This window comes from Anaerotardibacter muris (assembly GCF_943192915.1).
GTDB lineage: Bacteria > Actinomycetota > Coriobacteriia > Coriobacteriales > Eggerthellaceae > Anaerotardibacter > Anaerotardibacter muris.
Genome location: NZ_CALPCD010000009.1, coordinates 32,960 through 49,223, shown reverse-complemented (window position 1 = coordinate 49,223; position 16,264 = coordinate 32,960). Strand labels below are relative to the sequence as shown.

The 16,264-nt window shown below is 55.1% G+C and carries 14 protein-coding genes; 7 read left to right on the top strand and 7 right to left on the bottom strand.

From position 1 onward, the window contains the following. The first annotated feature begins 1 nt into the window (after window position 1). From NFR25_RS07205 to NFR25_RS07195, 3 genes are read left to right on the top strand one after another with little or no spacing between them, the layout of a single operon-like run. The gene (locus tag NFR25_RS07205) at window positions 2-2,659 is read left to right on the top strand and encodes a tetratricopeptide repeat protein (RefSeq protein ID WP_251198574.1); all 2,658 of its coding nucleotides are present in this window, start codon (window positions 2-4) and stop codon (window positions 2,657-2,659) included. Continuing rightward, window positions 2,656-3,258 (top strand): LOG family protein, encoded by a 603-nt coding sequence (locus NFR25_RS07200; RefSeq protein ID WP_251198573.1) that lies wholly within the window; start codon window positions 2,656-2,658, stop codon window positions 3,256-3,258. Before NFR25_RS07205 ends, NFR25_RS07200 begins: the two co-directional genes overlap by 4 nt. A gap of 43 nt (window positions 3,259-3,301) precedes the next feature. Next, window positions 3,302-3,802 (top strand): pyridoxamine 5'-phosphate oxidase family protein, encoded by a 501-nt coding sequence (locus NFR25_RS07195; protein ID WP_251198572.1) that lies wholly within the window; start codon window positions 3,302-3,304, stop codon window positions 3,800-3,802. A 92-nt stretch (window positions 3,803-3,894) separates the two neighbouring features. Here NFR25_RS07195 and cysK read toward each other — a convergent pair whose 3' ends face one another. After that, on the bottom strand, window positions 3,895-4,824 hold the full coding sequence (gene cysK / locus NFR25_RS07190) for a cysteine synthase A (protein ID WP_251198571.1): 930 nt from the start codon (window positions 4,822-4,824) through the stop codon (window positions 3,895-3,897). Between the two features lie 136 nt (window positions 4,825-4,960). Next, complete coding sequence (locus NFR25_RS07185) at window positions 4,961-5,911, bottom strand: gamma-glutamyl-gamma-aminobutyrate hydrolase family protein (protein ID WP_251198570.1); 951 nt, start codon at window positions 5,909-5,911, stop codon at window positions 4,961-4,963. A gap of 194 nt (window positions 5,912-6,105) precedes the next feature. Here NFR25_RS07185 and NFR25_RS07180 point away from each other — a divergent pair, with 194 nt between their 5' ends. From NFR25_RS07180 to NFR25_RS07170, 3 genes are all read left to right on the top strand, one after another. Then, window positions 6,106-6,537 (top strand): RrF2 family transcriptional regulator, encoded by a 432-nt coding sequence (locus tag NFR25_RS07180; RefSeq protein ID WP_251198569.1) that lies wholly within the window; start codon window positions 6,106-6,108, stop codon window positions 6,535-6,537. A 237-nt stretch (window positions 6,538-6,774) separates the two neighbouring features. Then, window positions 6,775-8,064, top strand: a complete 1,290-nt coding sequence (locus NFR25_RS07175; RefSeq protein WP_251198568.1) for a dicarboxylate/amino acid:cation symporter — start codon at window positions 6,775-6,777, stop codon at window positions 8,062-8,064. 145 nt (window positions 8,065-8,209) lie between these two features. Next, window positions 8,210-9,667 carry an alanine/glycine:cation symporter family protein gene (locus NFR25_RS07170; protein WP_251198567.1) on the top strand — a complete coding sequence of 486 codons (1,458 nt, stop codon included), beginning with the start codon at window positions 8,210-8,212 and terminating at the stop codon, window positions 9,665-9,667. Between the two features lie 173 nt (window positions 9,668-9,840). Here the strand turns inward: NFR25_RS07170 and NFR25_RS07165 are convergent, their stop codons facing one another. The 5 genes from NFR25_RS07165 to NFR25_RS07150 form a co-directional block, all read right to left on the bottom strand. Beyond that, window positions 9,841-11,889 carry an FtsX-like permease family protein gene (locus NFR25_RS07165; protein ID WP_251198566.1) on the bottom strand — a complete coding sequence of 683 codons (2,049 nt, stop codon included), beginning with the start codon at window positions 11,887-11,889 and terminating at the stop codon, window positions 9,841-9,843. Beyond that, the gene (locus NFR25_RS07160; RefSeq protein ID WP_251198565.1) at window positions 11,879-12,697 is read right to left on the bottom strand and encodes an ABC transporter ATP-binding protein; all 819 of its coding nucleotides are present in this window, start codon (window positions 12,695-12,697) and stop codon (window positions 11,879-11,881) included. The genes NFR25_RS07165 and NFR25_RS07160 overlap by 11 nt, the downstream gene beginning before the upstream one ends. A 4-nt stretch (window positions 12,698-12,701) precedes the next feature. Beyond that, window positions 12,702-12,827, bottom strand: a complete 126-nt coding sequence (locus NFR25_RS07420) for a hypothetical protein (protein WP_275556949.1) — start codon at window positions 12,825-12,827, stop codon at window positions 12,702-12,704. Between the two features lie 86 nt (window positions 12,828-12,913). Further along, window positions 12,914-14,038: a sensor histidine kinase gene (locus NFR25_RS07155; RefSeq protein ID WP_251198603.1), complete on the bottom strand. Its 1,125-nt coding sequence runs from the start codon at window positions 14,036-14,038 to the stop codon at window positions 12,914-12,916. After that, a complete protein-coding gene (locus tag NFR25_RS07150; protein WP_251198564.1) occupies window positions 14,038-14,718 on the bottom strand; it encodes a response regulator transcription factor in 681 nt (226 codons plus the stop codon). The genes NFR25_RS07155 and NFR25_RS07150 overlap by 1 nt, the downstream gene beginning before the upstream one ends. Before the next feature lie 371 nt (window positions 14,719-15,089). Here NFR25_RS07150 and NFR25_RS07145 point away from each other — a divergent pair, with 371 nt between their 5' ends. Beyond that, window positions 15,090-16,262, top strand: a complete 1,173-nt coding sequence (locus tag NFR25_RS07145; RefSeq protein WP_251198563.1) for an ATP-binding protein — start codon at window positions 15,090-15,092, stop codon at window positions 16,260-16,262. The last annotated feature ends 2 nt before the right edge of the window (window positions 16,263-16,264 follow it).

Below are 16,264 nucleotides of genomic sequence, written 5' to 3'. Positions count from 1 at the left end.
CGTGGCTGATTACCTAGGAGATGGAATCTATCGCATAGGCAAAGCTGAACGCATCTGGTCGTGCCGCAAGGACGTAATGGAAGATGCGGTCGCAGAGGTTTCACCAGGCGTTCCTCCTGCTAACGCTCGCTTTGGTTGGTTCAAGGGTGCCATCCCCACTCCTCCGTCGGGTGGCTTTTACGTGGTCGAATTCCCTGAGGATCAGAAAGTACGCGTACTAGCCTACGTCGATCTTTATGGACGGGCGTTCGCCACCGAGGTCGGCTTCGAGCAGCCTCCTGCTCAGCGTCAGGATCTTTTCATCGCTCGATCGGATCATGCCGAAAACCAAGGTGCGATCTTCGCGGTCAATCGTGAAGGTGAAACGGTCAAATGCGCCAACTATATGTGCAGTGGCACAGGCCAAAATGCGAAGTACACCATCGAAGATTCTTGGTACGACTTCAAAGGCCACAGCCAACGTCTACATTATTATGACCTGATGACGCGCGCGTATCTCGCCTTCGTCTATCGCCCTTCACTCGGGCCAGCGCGTCTGCCTTTCGGCATCAGCGACGTGTATCAAACACTCGCCAACAACGACCTGCTCACTGCGCTCAAACGCATAGTCAGCCGTGCTGACCAGGCAAAGGATGACCCCTTGGTCACCTTGCATCCTGCGGTTGCAAAACTACGCGACCGCATCGTAGCTAGCGGCATCACCAAACTGAAAGTGCCTGAAGGCGACGAGCCACCGCTACAGCTGGTGCGCACATCGCGCTATGCCGATACGTTCTACGTTTCAGAAAAGAATCCCGAGCCCACTATCCCGCTGCATACCATCCTGGAGGTAGAAGCAGCACTCAACATGTTCTGGCTCAGCGATGCACTACTAAAAGTGCTCCAACAAAATGGCGATATTGCCACGCTTGCCAGTTGCGAAGCCTACCTCTTCGAAAAAGCGGCCGACCAAACGATCGAATTCGGCTTGGCGACCGAATTCCCTGAAGGAACGCCAGAGGGCGAATGGGAAACGCGTGCTCGTATCTCTGCGGGTATCGAACGCATGGCTTTACCGATCCGTGCAGAAGCACGCTTCTTCGTCGATCTGTCGAAAGGACTTGTCTCCTTTGACATGCGCGTACCTGATGCGCAACTAGTGGACACGCTCCTTGATCAATCGCCTGACTGGGCTGCCGAGCCGGCCAAGCTCTACGCCATGCGCTTGGGTTTGTTGCTGGCTGACATCGCTTTTCGTGCCTCATCACGCATCACTGAAGTTCACGTAAGCGCCACGCCCTTCGAGCGCGACCAGCCTGCTGCCCCTCTCTTCAATGCCTGCTTCGACCGCCCAACCTACGAAACAGCTAACCAGTTCAAAGCCAACCGTGTGGGTAACCCCGAAGCGCTCTATGCACAACATGCACGACCAGCCGAAGAGGACGACTTCGATCAGATCCATCATTCGCTCCCGAACCTCATCTTCGTGCCTGGTGCCCCGCTTTCACCCACCGCTGCAAAGGCGCTCGGCACTCAGACGCTCGATGGCATCCAAATATATTTCAATACGGATATGCGCGCACTTGCTATGCGGTTAGCCGACGATATCGCCGCAAGCGAAACCACGAGCGCGGCTGTTGCTGCAGTACGCTCGATCCAAGAAAGCCTTGCGCCTGAAGCTGCCGAAAGCCCACGCATGAAAGAAGCGTTCACCAGGCTCTTGACCGCTCTTACTGAGGGTACGATCGACCCGCACGAGCAAAATTCCACCGTGAATTGCTTCCTCGGCGACGATGTGTGCGCCCGCGCGTTCCGCTCTGCACAAGCACTTGCCGAAAAGGGCGATGTTGAGCAGGCCATTCAAACACTCTCCGCTGCTATTGCCGAGATCGACAGCTCTAAAGCCTACGCCGACAACGAAACTACCGTCTTTCGTGCGTTCGATTCTTATGCATCGCGCCTGGTCTACAACCTTATGAAGGCAGGCCGCATGCCTGCACCTGCCAACTCTTCGGCATATGCAGATGCTGGCAAAGAAACCAGGCTCATCCCAGATTCGTATGTGCTCTGTCACTTTGAGCTTTCCACCCTTCTCGACCGCATCGGCGCAAAACAAGATGCGCTCCGCGTGGCAAAGCGCGCATTCCAAGCAGCTCCCACCATTGCCCCCAGCTTCCGCGTGCTCGCCCAGGCGCAAGCATCGAATGGTGATCTTTCTGGTGCAAAAGAAACGCTGGAGGGCGCCCTCATCTGCCTCACGCCACCGAACGATCTTGCTGCGGCTTACCAAGGTTTGTGTGATGTGTTGTGGAGCATGAACAACCCTGAAGCAGCACTCGTTAGCTATCTGAAAGCGCTCGAGACCTCACCCGCCGTGGCCGAGACCTGCATTCGTAGCATTCGTGAGCTACAGGAAGAAACTGGGCTGCCCTTCCCTATGAGCGAAGACCTCGATGCGCATCTTGAAATGCATCAGATACCACTTGCTCCTTCCGAAGCGTTAGCCAACGCTATTCGTGCGGCAGCCGTTGCTGCCCTTGATGAAGGGCTGTTCGACGTGGCCCACAGCCTGCTGCTGCTTGCGTTCTTCTATCAAAACGACGATGCACTCATGAACATCATCTTTTCGCTGGAGGGAAGCGGTATCGAACATCGATTTGAAGTATCATTAGTGGTATGAATATCGTGGTTTATTGTGGATCGAATCCAGGCAACAATCCGAAATACGCTGAAGCGGCCGTGAAATTGGGCACGTGGATCGGCGAATCGGGAAACTCTCTTGTTTATGGCGGCAGCTCTGTGGGGCTCATGGGCCTTATCTCGCGCACAGTGCTCGATCATGGTGGCGAAGTTTACGGCGTTGAGCCACAGTTCTTCATCGATGCAGGCGTTGAACAGCACGATCTTACCGAGCTTCATATTGTCGAGACCATGGGCGAACGTAAGGCGAAGATGATCGAGTTGGGCGATATTTTCGTGGCCATGCCAGGAGGCGTTGGCACGCTCGAGGAAATTTCCGAGATCATGTCACGCATACGCCTTCATATGTCAGCGGGCCCGTGCTTCTGCCTGGACATCGATGGGTTTTACCAGCCGCTCGCACAGCTGATCGAGAACATGCATCAGCATGACTTCATCGAAAACTGGGACAAAGATGCCTACCAGTTCCCCGCCACGGCCGATGAACTGATCGAAAGCCTTGCAGCGTGGGAACCCGACCGTAATTTCGACGGCCATCCCATCGTCCCCGAAAAACAGGAGATGCTCCTGTTCGGGTAGAGAAGGTCTCGACGATCATATTTTCACAACAGAAGGATTGGCCATGTTTCCGAAGATGAGGCGCCACAGGCAAGAGATGACTCGCGATGAAGCTGTTGCGCTATTGCGCAAGACTGATTACGGCATCTTGGCTTTACATGGTGAAGATGGCTATCCCTATACCGTACCAATGAATCACGTGTACATCGAAGGCGGACTGGACGGCACAGCTGAACTGGGCGCGATCTACTTTCATTGCGCGCTCGTTGGTCACAAGTTAGATGCTATTGCGCGCGCTCCAAAAGCAAGCTTCTGCGTAGTTGGCAAACACGCTTATCGCCCGCAGAAATTCGCAACCACCTATGAAAGCGTAATCGCATTCGGGCAGGTGGCCATACTAGAAGAGGCTTCCAAAGCGGAAGCCCTCTACAAATTGAGCAAGAAGTTCGACCCAAACGAACACGATCTCATCTTGGACGAAATCGAAAAGGACGGTCCACGGTGCGCGGTGCTCGAGCTGCGGATCGATCGCTTAACGAGCAAGAAGTCGCCCGACCTGATGTAACGCCTGCTTCGCGAGTACGAAGTAGGCAGAAGTCAGAAGAGCTGGAAGAGGAATTCCACCAAGCGAGCGACTTGCTCTCTTGCGAAAGTTGTCTATTCTGCGAACATAGGCGTAGAAAGATAGCGCTCACCCGTATCGGGCATGATCACTACGATGTTCTTGCCCTTGTTTTCGGGGCGTTTTGCCAGTTCAAGCGCTGCCCATGTTGCAGCGCCCGAGGAAATACCCACCAGGATGCCTTCCTTGTGACCGATCTCGCGACCCATTGCGAACGCATCTTCATTCGCAACCGTGATCACTTCATCGTAGAGCGACGTATCGAGCACATCAGGTACAAAACCTGCACCGATGCCTTGGATCTTATGCGAACCCGAACGCCCTTCAGAAAGCACGGGTGAATCCGCGGGCTCCACTGCCACCAGCTTCACGTTGGGGTTCTGCTCCTTCAAGTACTGACCAGCACCCGTGATGGTGCCGCCCGTACCCACGCCCGCGACCAAGATGTCCACTTTGCCATCGGTCGCTTCCCAGATCTCAGGACCGGTGGTTGCCTTATGGATGGCAGGATTGTCAGGGTTGATGAACTGGCCAGGAATGAAACTGCCCGGCGTTGCAGCCGCCAGCTCGTTAGCTTTCTCGATGGCGCCCTTCATGCCCTTCGCGCCGTCGGTCAACACGATCTCGGCACCGTAAGCTTTGATGAGGTTGCGACGCTCGACGCTCATGGTCTCAGGCATGGTAAGGATCACCTTGTAGCCACGTGATGCGCCGATGGACGCTAGGCCAATTCCCGTGTTTCCCGAGGTAGGCTCGATGATGGTAGCTCCTGGCTTCAGCAAGCCCGCAGCCTCTGCGCCATCGATCATGGCCTTGGCCACGCGATCCTTCACTGACCCAGCGGGATTGAAATACTCCAGCTTGCCGATGATGCGCGCAGGAGCATCATGCGCCTCTTCAATATGCTTCAGTTCGAAGAGCGGCGTGTGACCGACCAACTGGTCAACGGATTCGTAGACTGTCATGACATCCATCCTTTTATTAATTCCTAGTATTTCGATAGGTTAATAGGATTATAACCCACACAGAGGTTGTGTCAAGCCAGATTTGGTCGATTGATCTCTGGTAGAGACACCTGTTGATCCCTGTAAGAGATATCTGCTAGAGACAAGAGCTGGTCAAGGATTCATTGACCTCGTCGAATAGGATCTTCGGGAAACGCTCGTCACCTTCTACGCGTTGGATGCGCAGGCTTTCTCCGCAGCGAGATTGTTGAGTGCGGACCTGCTTTGCTTTCTTCACGAATTCGGTAAAAAGAGGCCCCATGGGCCCTTCACCTGCGAAGAATTCAGGATGCCACTGCACCCCCATCATGAAGGAATGATCGGTGGCTTCGATGGCCTCGATGATCCCATCGTCAGCAAAAGCACATGCCTGAAGGCCTTCGCCCAGATCCTTTACGGCCTGATGATGCATGGAGTTTACCGCCACGCGCGCCCGATTGAGCACTGAGGCCAGCTGGCTTCCTTCCACGATGGAAACCTCGTGGGAAGGCACGTGATAATCCTCGGTCTGCCAATGGGTCGACTCGAATTCGCGACCTGAATTGCTCGGCGCTTCATCTTCAGCCTCAGTGTTGCGATCAGGCTTTGCTGGTTCGCTCTGTGCATAAGCAGGGTGCTGCTCGTCCACATCTTGATAGAGCGTGCCGCCGAACGAAACGTTGAGCATCTGCATCCCGCGGCAGATTCCCAGCACTGGAACATCGTATTGCCGCGCAAAGCTCAAGACCAAATATTCCAGCTCTTCGCGGTTGGGCGTAAGGTCGGCAGACAGCTTGTTGAAATCAAGGTCTCCCCCGTAGCGAACCGGGCTTATGTCTTGTCCACCCGAAAGCACGAAGCCATCGAGATGCGGAAGGATGGCCTCATAGACTGAAACATCCGAAGAAAACGGCAGCACCACGGGTGACCCACCAGCCGCAGCAACCGCCAGGGCATAGCGCTCGGGCAACTGGATGACCGCCTGCTCGGAAAAATAAGTGGGGATGATGCCGATCAGCGGGCGAAGCTTCATCTCTTGATAGGTGCTGTTGCTGGTTTGGCTGTTCATCTTCTTCCTCGGGCGTTGTCACTGAAGCTCTACAGGGCATGATGCGATTATAGCGCGCAGACGCTTTTGTCATGAGGGGGCCAGCAGGCCGTGGAAATGAAATAGAGTTTCAGCCTTCAGCCCCCACGCTGCTTTGTCCTGCAGAAAGCTGTATTACAATAATCCTACCAATTTAGAGGGAATAAGGAGAGCACGTGCTCGTCTCAACAAAAGGTCGCTATGCGCTTCGAGCGGTAGTCGATATCGCAGAAAATTCACTTGCGGGTCGCGTTTCACTGCGTTCGGTTGCGCAGCGACAGGGCATTTCAGACAAGTATCTCGAAGCCATCGTAAAACCGCTGGTCTTGGCAGGTGTGCTCACGAGCGTTCGCGGCAAGAATGGCGGCTACCAGCTGGCCAAGCCCGCAAGCGAGATCACAGCAGGAGACGTGATCCGCGCCGTTGAAGGTGAAGTTGCCTCAGCCCCTTGTTGCGAAGCGGACGGTGAATTTTGCGACCGCCTCTCAAGCTGCCGCACCGCTCGATTTTGGAGCGGTCTCGAACAAGCAGTCGATCATTACCTTGACTCGAGGACCATCGCTGAACTGGCCATTCCCGACCTTGCTGGCAACGACTACGTGATCTGATCCGTAGGCAAAAACACGCTCCTGATCCATTCCCATCAGCCCACTCCAGTCCCCAACCGCAACCTCCAACGATGGTAAGAACGAACGTGTCCTAGCCACCTAGCCACCTAGCCACCTGGCCACCAGGGCATGCTGGGGCGCCCTGCGCGAATACGCACCTGAGGGTCCGTCCCCAAAGCGAATAAAGCGGCCGGGACAGTTTCGCCTCCGTCCCCAGAAAACCAATATACTAAGGGTATGGACGAAAAACGTACCCACAAGAAAATCTCGCTGACCACGTGGATCTTGATCTCGCTCATCGCAGGCGTGGTGGTCGGTCTTGTGCTTTCGTTCGTTGCGCCTGAAGGTTCCACGTTCGACGCCTATGTGACCGAAGGTGTGTTCTACGTGCTAGGGCAATGGTTCATCCGCCTGATGCAGATGCTCGTCATACCGCTGGTATTCTGCTCGATCGTTTGCGGCGCGGCTTCCATGTCGGACCCGAAACTGCTGGGCAAAGTGGGAATCGGCACCATCCTCATGTACCTGTGCACTACCGCACTTGCAGTACTCATCGCGCTTGGTCTGGCCCAGGTGGTGCAGCCTGGTGTTGGGCTTGATCTTTCTGCCGTGGTGATGGGCAATGTGTCCACTTCCACTACCGACCAGACCATGGCTGACACGCTCATCAACATCATCCCCACCAACATCATCGCAGCCATGAACGATGGGATCATGTTGCAGATCATCTTCTTCGCGCTCATCCTTGGCTTCGTGCTCGGTGCGATGGGCCGCAAGGTGGAAACGGTGAGCCGCTTCTTCACGCAGTTCAATGCAGTGATGATGCGCATGATCAACCTTGTACTGAAGGTGGCGCCGATCGGCATCTTCTGCCTGATCACGCGCACGTTCGCCAACCTTGGCTTCTCGGGCATGCTGCCCATGGCGAAATTCATCCTGACCGTTTATGGCGGACTATTCCTGCAGCTTTTGGTGGTATACATGCTCTTGTTCGTGCTGTTCACCAGGCTCAATCCGTTGCGCTTTTTGAAGAAGATCCTGCCTGTGATGCTGTTTGCATTCTCCACCAGTTCATCGAACGCTACCATCCCTCTGAACATGGAGACCCTTGAGCGCAAATGTGGCGTTGACGAAAAGGTTGCATCGTTCACCATCCCGCTGGGCGCCACCATCAACATGGATGGCACTGCCATCATGCAAGGCGTGGCCGTCATCTTCGTGGCTCAAGCGTTCGGTATCGACCTTTCGGTTGCAGCGCTGATGACCGTGGTGATAACCGCAGTGACCGCGTCGATCGGAACTGCGGGCGTGCCTGGTGTAGGAACCATCATGCTTGCGATGGTGTTCGAATCAGTGGGTCTGCCTGCCGAAGGTATCGCAATGATCATGGGCGTGGACCGCATCCTGGATATGGGCAGAACTGCGGTGAACGTAACGGGTGACGCCGTGGTTACCATGTGCATGGCCAGTGCTACCAAAACGCTCGACCGCGAAGTGTTCAAGCAAGACAACCCCCAAACAACATAGTCTGCTTAATCCGCCGAGCACTTTATTTGAGCAAAGTACCTAAACTTCCGCGGCACACGCCTCAAGTTCACTAAAATAGCGTCTGTTGTACAAATACGGAACACGCGACGCCCTCCCCTGGCAGCCGCACACGGAGATGTTATCCATGGAAGACGCATTGCTCGACATTGTTGTGACCATCAATTCGTACCTGTCGAATTACGTGTTGATCATCCTGCTCATTGGCGCAGGTCTTTACTTCACCATTCGCACGCGATTCGTACAGATCCGCTGCTTTGGCGAAGGCTGGAAGCGTGTATTCGGCGGATTTTCACTGTTCGGCAAGAAAGAGAAGAGCGGCATGAGCTCGTTCCAGGCGCTGACCACCGCTATTGCGGCTCAGGTAGGTACGGGCAACATCGTGGGTGCGTGCGGCGCGATCCTTATCGGCGGTCCTGGCGCCATCTTCTGGATGTGGCTCATCGCCTTCTTGGGCATGGCTACGAATTACGCCGAGGCGGTGCTGGCGCAGAAGACACGCTTGGTCGACCCCGACGGCATCGTACACGGCGGTCCAGTCTATTACATCAAGACCGCATTCCGCGGCAAGTTCGGTACTTTCTTGGCTGGCTTCTTCGCGGTGGCCATCATCTTGGCGCTGGGCTTCATGGGCTGCATGGTGCAGTCGAACTCCATCGCTTCTACGTGCGAGACCGCCTTCGGCATCCCAGCTTGGGTCTGGGGCCTGGGCGTGGTGTTGATCGCTGGCTACGTGTTCCTTGGCGGCGTTGGTCGCTTGGCCGTGGTCACCGAGAAGATCGTACCGATCATGGCTATCGTTTATTTGGTAGCAGGCCTGATCGTGCTGTTCAGCAACCTGCCAGCTACAGGTGAAGCGTTCGCGCTCATCTTCTCGTGCGCCTTCAACCCACAAGCTGAAGTTGGCGGCGTGACCTTCGGCATCATCGCGGCGCTGGCCCAGGGTGCCAAGCGCGGCTTGTTCTCCAACGAAGCTGGCATGGGCTCTACCCCACACGCTCACGCACAGGCGAACGTGAAGAATCCGCATGAACAGGGCACGGTAGCGCTCATCGGCGTGTTCGTCGATACATTCGTTGTTGTTACCATCACCGCGCTGGTGGTTATCAGCATCCTTTACACAGGTGATGGGGCATTGGCCCAGGGCATGTACGAAGGCATCGACAAGACCAACATGGCGCAGCTCGCGTTCGGCACGGTATTCGGCACCACAGGCGGCAATGTGTTCGTGGCTGTTTGCTTGCTGTTCTTCGCGTTCTCCACCATCATCAGCTGGAATCTGTTCGCGAAGATCAACGTGGAATACCTCTTCGGCAAGAAGGCAGTGCCGGTGTTCACCATCATCGCGCTGGTGTTCATCTTCATGGGCTCGCTGCTGTCGAATGACCTGGTCTGGGAGCTGGCAGACATGTTCAACCAGCTGATGGTCCTGCCCAACGTTATCGGCCTTATCGCGCTTGGCGGCGGCGTGGCTGCATGCGCGAAGACCGCTGGCAAGTCGTGGGGTAAGATCGAAGGCAAGCTCGAGAAGGAGCATGCTGAAGGCACCGACTCCAACGCTGATAGACCGAACTGGCAAGCCTAAAGAGAGCCTAAAGAGGGACGGGGACAAAACTGTCCCGCTACCAGAGAATACCCCGCTGCCTCAAGCAAGCTAACAAAACAAAAGCCCTCAGCTCCAACCGAGCGAGGGCTTTTTGATCTGGCCTGTCCCCAAACTGTCCAGGACACTTTGGGACCTGTCCCCCCCCCTTTTTTTTAAGCGGTTTCCTTCAAGCCTTGGGTCACCGTTGCGCGCGAGGCGAAGTAGGTGATGAGCAGATAGCCGCCGTAGATCAGCAGCACGAAGCCGGCTGACATTGCGATCGACGGGAGCAAGTCGGTCGCAAGCACTTCGAATAACGACCGCGAAATGACCCATATCGCCCACGCCGAATGGCAAACCGCCACCGCCAACGGGAAGATGAAATACAGCACCACCTGCGCGAACAGCGAGCGGCCCAGCATGCGCATATCGCAACCAAGACGCGAGAGCATGCGATAGCGCGAAAGCGAGTCGATGGTGAGCGAGAGCAGCTGGATAGCCAACACCGCTGCAGTTGCCACCAGCAGCACCAAACCAATGTAAAGCGCCAGGTACGTGATGACCATACGCAAGCCCATGGCCTGACCGACCATCTGTGCGCGCGTCAACACATTGGTCACACCCGCAAGCTCCGAATCGATGATGCGATCCATGAACACCTCTTCGGTCTCATCTGAACGATAGACCACATTGAGGAACGCACTCGAACGAGCATCCAGCGCCTCCAATTCTGGCAGCACGCTGTCGGGCACCACGCACGTAGCCGAGTTGCTCAAGATGTCGAAGTCGCCCAGCTGAACATTCAGCACCTCGGGCAACGGCGTAAGCTTACCAGCGGGTGTTTCAAGTTGGTAGCCTTGCTCCGCCATCGCTTTTGCAACGGGTTCCGAAACTTCCATCGAATTCGTAACCAAATATTGATCTTCGCCCAGCTCGACCGGCTCTTTGCCTTGCATCTCCAACTGCTTGTTGAACTGCGAAAGACCGACCACTTCAACATTGACGTACTCAACGCTCGCATTGCTGTTGATGGTCGCCCCGGTGGCGGCTGTCACTTCTCCGAAGTACATCTCGGGCAGGATGTAGTAATCCAGACGCCCCGAATCCGCAACAAGCTCATCCCAGTCAGGAACGTGCGTGCGCAAGTATTCCTCGGTGTCGCGGATGTCGAATGCTGCACGACCGTCTTCTTCGGTCTCAGTATCTGAATAGCTCTGATACGAAATGAGTGTTGCGTCGTATGGATTCGCTTCCTGAATCTTGCCCGTGAATGCCTCGCACAACGCCATGCCCGTTGCGAACGTGGTGATGGCGAAGAACAGCAGCACGCTTACGATCCACATCGAAGCGAACGATGTATTCACCTTGGATGCCACCTGACGCGTGGTGAACGGACGCAGTTTGCGCAGGTAGAAGCTGCGCAGGCGCGTTACGATGGCGATCAGGAAACCCGAAAGCGAAAAGAACAGCAGCAGCGTTCCCACTAACATCAGCACCGTGGCGATCATGAAATGGTCGTCGAACATCATCACCATGCCATTCACATCCAGCTGCCAATAGGCAACCGCCAGAATGGCAATAGATGCAGCGAACAGGAACAAGCACACCCACGGATTGCGGATGGCCACCTTCTGATTGCGCGCGTCGGCATTGATCAAGTCGATCAACTTGCAGCGGCGGATCGAGAACACGTTGAACAGCGCTACCACCACATAGATGGCCAGGAAGCATATCAACGTCATGATGAAAGCGTTCATCGAGAATTCGAACTGATAGTTGGGCATCGGAATGCCGAAGAGCCACGCGGTCACGAATGAGAGCAACTGCGAGACCAGAATGCCCAGACCAAGACCCAGCACCAGCGACACGAAGCCAACCAGCACCGTTTCATACAAGATGATGCGCGATACTTGCCCAGCCTTCATACCCAGCGTGAAATACATGCCGAATTCACGCTTGCGACGGCGAATGAGCAGCGAGTTCGCATAGATCACCAAAAAGCCTAGGACCAGCGCGACCACGGTCGAGAACACGCCCATCATGTAACCGGTGAATTCGACGATATTCGCACGGTTCGATTCGGTGATGTCGTGCATGACCTGCTGGTCAGACACAGAATTGAACGCATAGAACACCGTAATGGCGATCAGCAATGTAACGAAATAGATCGCGTAATCGCGCACCGAACGGCGTATGTTGCGCAGTGCGAGTTTACCCAGCATGGCGCGCCTCCCCTCCCAGGAAGGTGACGACCTCCATGATGCGCGTGAAGTATTCCTCACGGGAAAGCGTGCCGCGATGCACCTCGTTGAAGATGCGGCCGTCGGAAAGGAACAGCACGCGGCTAGTGAACGATGCGGCATACGCATCGTGCGTGACCATGAGGATCGTCGCGCCCATGTTCTGGTTCATGCCTTCGAGCGTTTCGAGCATGACCGTGGCGTTATGAGAATCGAGCGCGCCCGTTGGTTCGTCGGCCAAGATCAGCGATGGATCGCACACGATAGCGCGCGCCGCAGCCACGCGCTGACGCTGGCCACCCGACATCTGGCTGGGATATTTGTTCATCGACTGTTCAACGCCGAGTTTATGCGCGATCTCTTTCACGCGCTCGGGAATTTGCGACGCGCGTTCACCCTTGATGGTAAGCGCGAGCGCGATATTCTCGAAGCCAGTCAGCGTGTCGAGCAGGTTCGAGTCCTGGAAGATGAAGCCCAGTTCCTCGCGACGAAACTTCGCCAGCGAACGATTCGACAGCTTCGTGATGTCCTGACCCTTCACCAAGATGCGTCCGTTCGAAGGGCGATCGATGGTGGAGATGCAGTTCAGCAGCGTGGTCTTGCCCGAGCCCGACGGACCCATGATGGCGATGAATTCGCCCTGCGCGATGTTCAGGCTCACGCCATCGAGCGCATGGGTAAGGTTGCCGCGTCCGCCGAAGACCTTTTCGACATGCTCCACGCTGAGCAGTGCGGAATTCGCCGAGGCAACGCCGGCCTGTTGGGGTGGGATTGCGAATGTTTCAGCCATGACGCTACCTTTCTATACGGGGCAATTCGAGCGAGGTGAACGTGTGAAGCGCGACCATGAGTGCCGAGGTGGCAAGCGTTGCCGCACCCACGACCGTGCACGCTCCTTTCAGAATGCCGAGTGCTTTCATGATGGTTCCTTTCATCGATAGTGAGCCAATACTGCTATCTTGCGCTCTTGTGATGAAGGCTGCCATCGATTTAACTTACAGTGCGCTTACGCATTTGTAAGATTGGGTATTGCTGGATCGTTTTGCGAGGTAGAATGCTGGTTTTGGCGCGGGATGGAATCGCTGTTTTCGGCTAGGCGCATGCGACGACGGTCGTGCGGGAAGCCGATCTGCACGCGCGTACCCACACCTTCTTCGCTGGCTATCATAAGAGAAAGTCCCATGCTCGTACACATGCGCGCCACCAGATAGAGCCCCATACCTGTTGCCGAACCGTGCGCGCGGCCGACCTCACCTGTGAAGCCACGGTCGAACACGCGCGGAACATCGCTGGCAGGAATGCCGCAGCCGTTGTCGCGGATCTCGAGCACGGTGGAGGCTTGCGACGATTCTTGTGCGGGCGGTGTGGCGGTGAACGTGATGGTCTTCGCGTCGTATTTCGCCGCGTTGATGACGATCTGCGTGATGATGAATTCGAGCCATATCTTGTCGGCGAACACCTTCAGGTCGGGGTCAATGCGGAAGTCGAGCGCGATGTCGAGCGAGGTGAGGTAGTGCATGTGAGACTTGCACGCTTCCTTGGCGATGTCGGCCAGGTTCACATCACGGATGAGGTAGTCACGATCGAGCGTTTCCATACGCGCGGAAAAGAGCGCCTGTTCCACCAGGTCGCCCATGCGTTCGAGTTCACGACGCAGCACCAGGGCGTCTTGGCCCTGCATGCGCTTGGTAACGAGCTTCGCAGCAGCCAGCGGGGTCTTCGCTTCATGCACCCACAGCTCGATATATTCAGAATTCGCGCGCAGCGTTTCACGGAGCGCGGAAAGCTCTGCGGCATCGGCGTTCGCAATAGCGACCGTCATTTGATAGGCGATCTTGCTTTGCAGGCTGCGCGGGTCTTCCACCAGGTCGATGAAGTATGCGCTCTTTTCGAGCCCATCGGCCGATTCTGAAAACGTACGCCAAAACGATGCGTCGCGCGCGTATTCCAAGGCCAGATAGACGAACGCACCTACTGCCACCACCAGGTCTACAACAATGATACCGCCAAGCGATACCGTGAGCACCGAAAGCACCACGGTCAGGAATGCGAGCAGCAACACGACGGCCGCCAGGAAGAGCGCCCGGTCCTTTAGGAATGTGCCGAACGAATAGCGCGGGGTGTCTTGCATCACTCGATCACGTATCCCAGCGAGCGACGTGTTTGCAAATAGTCTTCAGGCACGCCGATCTGCGCGAGCGTTTTGCGCAGGCGATTGATGTTCACGGTAAGCGTGTTGTCGTCGATGAATGCATCCGATTCCCACAGGTCGCACATGATCTCTTGGCGCGACACGATGGCACCGGCGTTGCGCATCAGCAGCGTGAGGATGCGCTGTTCGTTGCGGGTGAGCTGGGCTTCTTTGCCCTGGTAGGCCACGGTGCATGCGTTCAGGTCAACCGTGACCCCTTCGTGCTCGATGGTGCTGGTTTGCGCAAGTTGCTGGCCATTGCGCTGAATGAGCGCAGCCATGCGCGCTAAGAGCGCAGCTGGGCGGTAGGGTTTCAGCACGAAGTCGTTCGCGCCCAGGTTAAGCGACATGACTTCGTGAAATTCATCGCCTGCTGAAGTGAGCACGATGATAGGAACTTCGCTTGCTTTGCGAATCTCGCGACAGATGGAGTGGCCGTTGGTGCCGGGAAGCGTAAGGTCGAGCAGCACGCAGGCGAAGTCGCCCTCTATGGCGGTTTGCGCGGCCGTGGCGAAGTCGTTGCAGACCTGCATGTTATAGCCGTTGAGCTCGAGCAGGTTCGCCAGCTCATCGCGCAGCGTGACGTCATCCTCAACGATATAGATAGACAGATCAGGCATGGCAGCTCCCCGCTTGATTTTTCCCTGCCTCCATTCTAAACGCGCGCCCTGCCCCTGTGAACAACCCCACCCAAGGTTACAAACATGTAAGCGGGTTGAAAGCGCGAACCGCGGCATAAATGTAGGTATAGGCGCAGCTTGAAAGTGATGCGTAGGTCTTAAAGCGGACCGCAAGTATCTTCGCCACGCTTCCAGAGCATCCCCGCCACATCATTCAATTCGACGAAGAAATGTGATCGATTTTATTCGCTACTTTACGATTATGGAAACTTCTACTTTACGATTGTGGATGTTTCTACTTTACGATTATGGTAAACTCTACTTGTCGATTATGGAAAATACACGTCCTACACCACGCATCGGGAGGCCTAATGACTAAGCTCATACAGAGATCTCTTGAGCCCTCTCTCAAAGAAACGGCAACATGGTTCCCAGTTGTGTCGTTGAGCGGTCCAAGACAAAGCGGCAAATCAACGTTATCTAGGGAAGCGTTTCCAGATTATGAATATGTGAACCTCGAGGACCCACAAATCCGGAGAGCAGCGATCGAAGACCCTGTCAGTTTCATTCGAAACCGAGCTTCGAAGTTAATCATCGATGAGGCACAATATGCGCCGGATCTCTTTTCAATGATTCAGGTTGTTTCAGATGAACGAGGAGAGCCTGGTCAATATGTATTAACAGGTTCGCAGAACTTCCTGATGATGAAGAGTATTGGACAATCGCTAGCCGGACGCGTAGGCCTTCTTACTCTTCTTCCTCTATCATTTCGCGAACTTCAAAACGAGAACGAACAGGCAATTGATGTAGATAAGTTCACCCTTGTTGGGGGCTATCCTCGACTACACGATGCTAACATTCCGCCTTCCGCGTATTTTCGAGGGTATGTACAGACTTATGTCGAACGCGATGTTGCTGAATTGCTCGACGTGCGCGGAAAGACGGCGTTTCACAAGCTGCTAACCATTTGCGCCCAGAATACAGGAGGATTATTCAACGCTGCCTCTCTGGCACGAGACACAGGCGTATCCGTTCCTACGATCAGGAATTGGCTTTCTATTCTTGAAACGAGCTATCTGATCTTTTCGCTGCAGCCCTACCATGCAAACACAAAGAAACGTCTGACCAAGACTCCGAAATTGTATTTCTATGATACGGGATTGCTTTGCTACCTCTTGAATATAACAACGGTGTCTCAGCTAGTTGAAAGCCCGTTCTTTGGTGCAGTCTTCGAGAATCTTATTATTGCGGAAACCTTGAAACGGCACCTAAATGCAAACGAAAACCCTGAGCTTTACTTTTATCGCGACGACACCAAGCGCGAGATAGACCTACTAGATTTCACGGACCCGCAAAACAAGCAAGCCATCGAAATAAAATCCTCTCGCACCTATCACGACAAATACACGAGACATCTCAATACCGTATGTAACGAAATCGGCATCGAACCAAAAGATAGATATGTTGTAGCCCGAGTCGAATCGAGTTTTGAAACAAACACATGCAAAGTGACATCCGCAAGAGACTGGCTAATGAAAAGATAATC

What these genes read in the sequence shown, in the direction of transcription:
- NFR25_RS07195 (WP_251198572.1), top strand. Translation starts at nt 3,302, where the DNA reads ATGTTTCCGAAGATGAGGCGCCACAGGCAAGAGATGACTCGCGATGAA.
- NFR25_RS07185 (WP_251198570.1), bottom strand. Translation starts at nt 5,911, where the DNA reads ATGAACAGCCAAACCAGCAACAGCACCTATCAAGAGATGAAGCTTCGC.
- NFR25_RS07170 (WP_251198567.1), top strand. Translation starts at nt 8,210, where the DNA reads ATGGAAGACGCATTGCTCGACATTGTTGTGACCATCAATTCGTACCTG.
- NFR25_RS07145 (WP_251198563.1), top strand. Translation starts at nt 15,090, where the DNA reads ATGACTAAGCTCATACAGAGATCTCTTGAGCCCTCTCTCAAAGAAACG.
- NFR25_RS07160 (WP_251198565.1), bottom strand. Translation starts at nt 12,697, where the DNA reads ATGGCTGAAACATTCGCAATCCCACCCCAACAGGCCGGCGTTGCCTCG.
- NFR25_RS07175 (WP_251198568.1), top strand. Translation starts at nt 6,775, where the DNA reads ATGGACGAAAAACGTACCCACAAGAAAATCTCGCTGACCACGTGGATC.
- NFR25_RS07165 (WP_251198566.1), bottom strand. Translation starts at nt 11,889, where the DNA reads ATGCTGGGTAAACTCGCACTGCGCAACATACGCCGTTCGGTGCGCGAT.
- NFR25_RS07155 (WP_251198603.1), bottom strand. Translation starts at nt 14,038, where the DNA reads ATGCAAGACACCCCGCGCTATTCGTTCGGCACATTCCTAAAGGACCGG.
- NFR25_RS07200 (WP_251198573.1), top strand. Translation starts at nt 2,656, where the DNA reads ATGAATATCGTGGTTTATTGTGGATCGAATCCAGGCAACAATCCGAAA.
- cysK (WP_251198571.1), bottom strand. Translation starts at nt 4,824, where the DNA reads ATGACAGTCTACGAATCCGTTGACCAGTTGGTCGGTCACACGCCGCTC.
- NFR25_RS07150 (WP_251198564.1), bottom strand. Translation starts at nt 14,718, where the DNA reads ATGCCTGATCTGTCTATCTATATCGTTGAGGATGACGTCACGCTGCGC.
- NFR25_RS07420 (WP_275556949.1), bottom strand. Translation starts at nt 12,827, where the DNA reads ATGAAAGCACTCGGCATTCTGAAAGGAGCGTGCACGGTCGTGGGTGCG.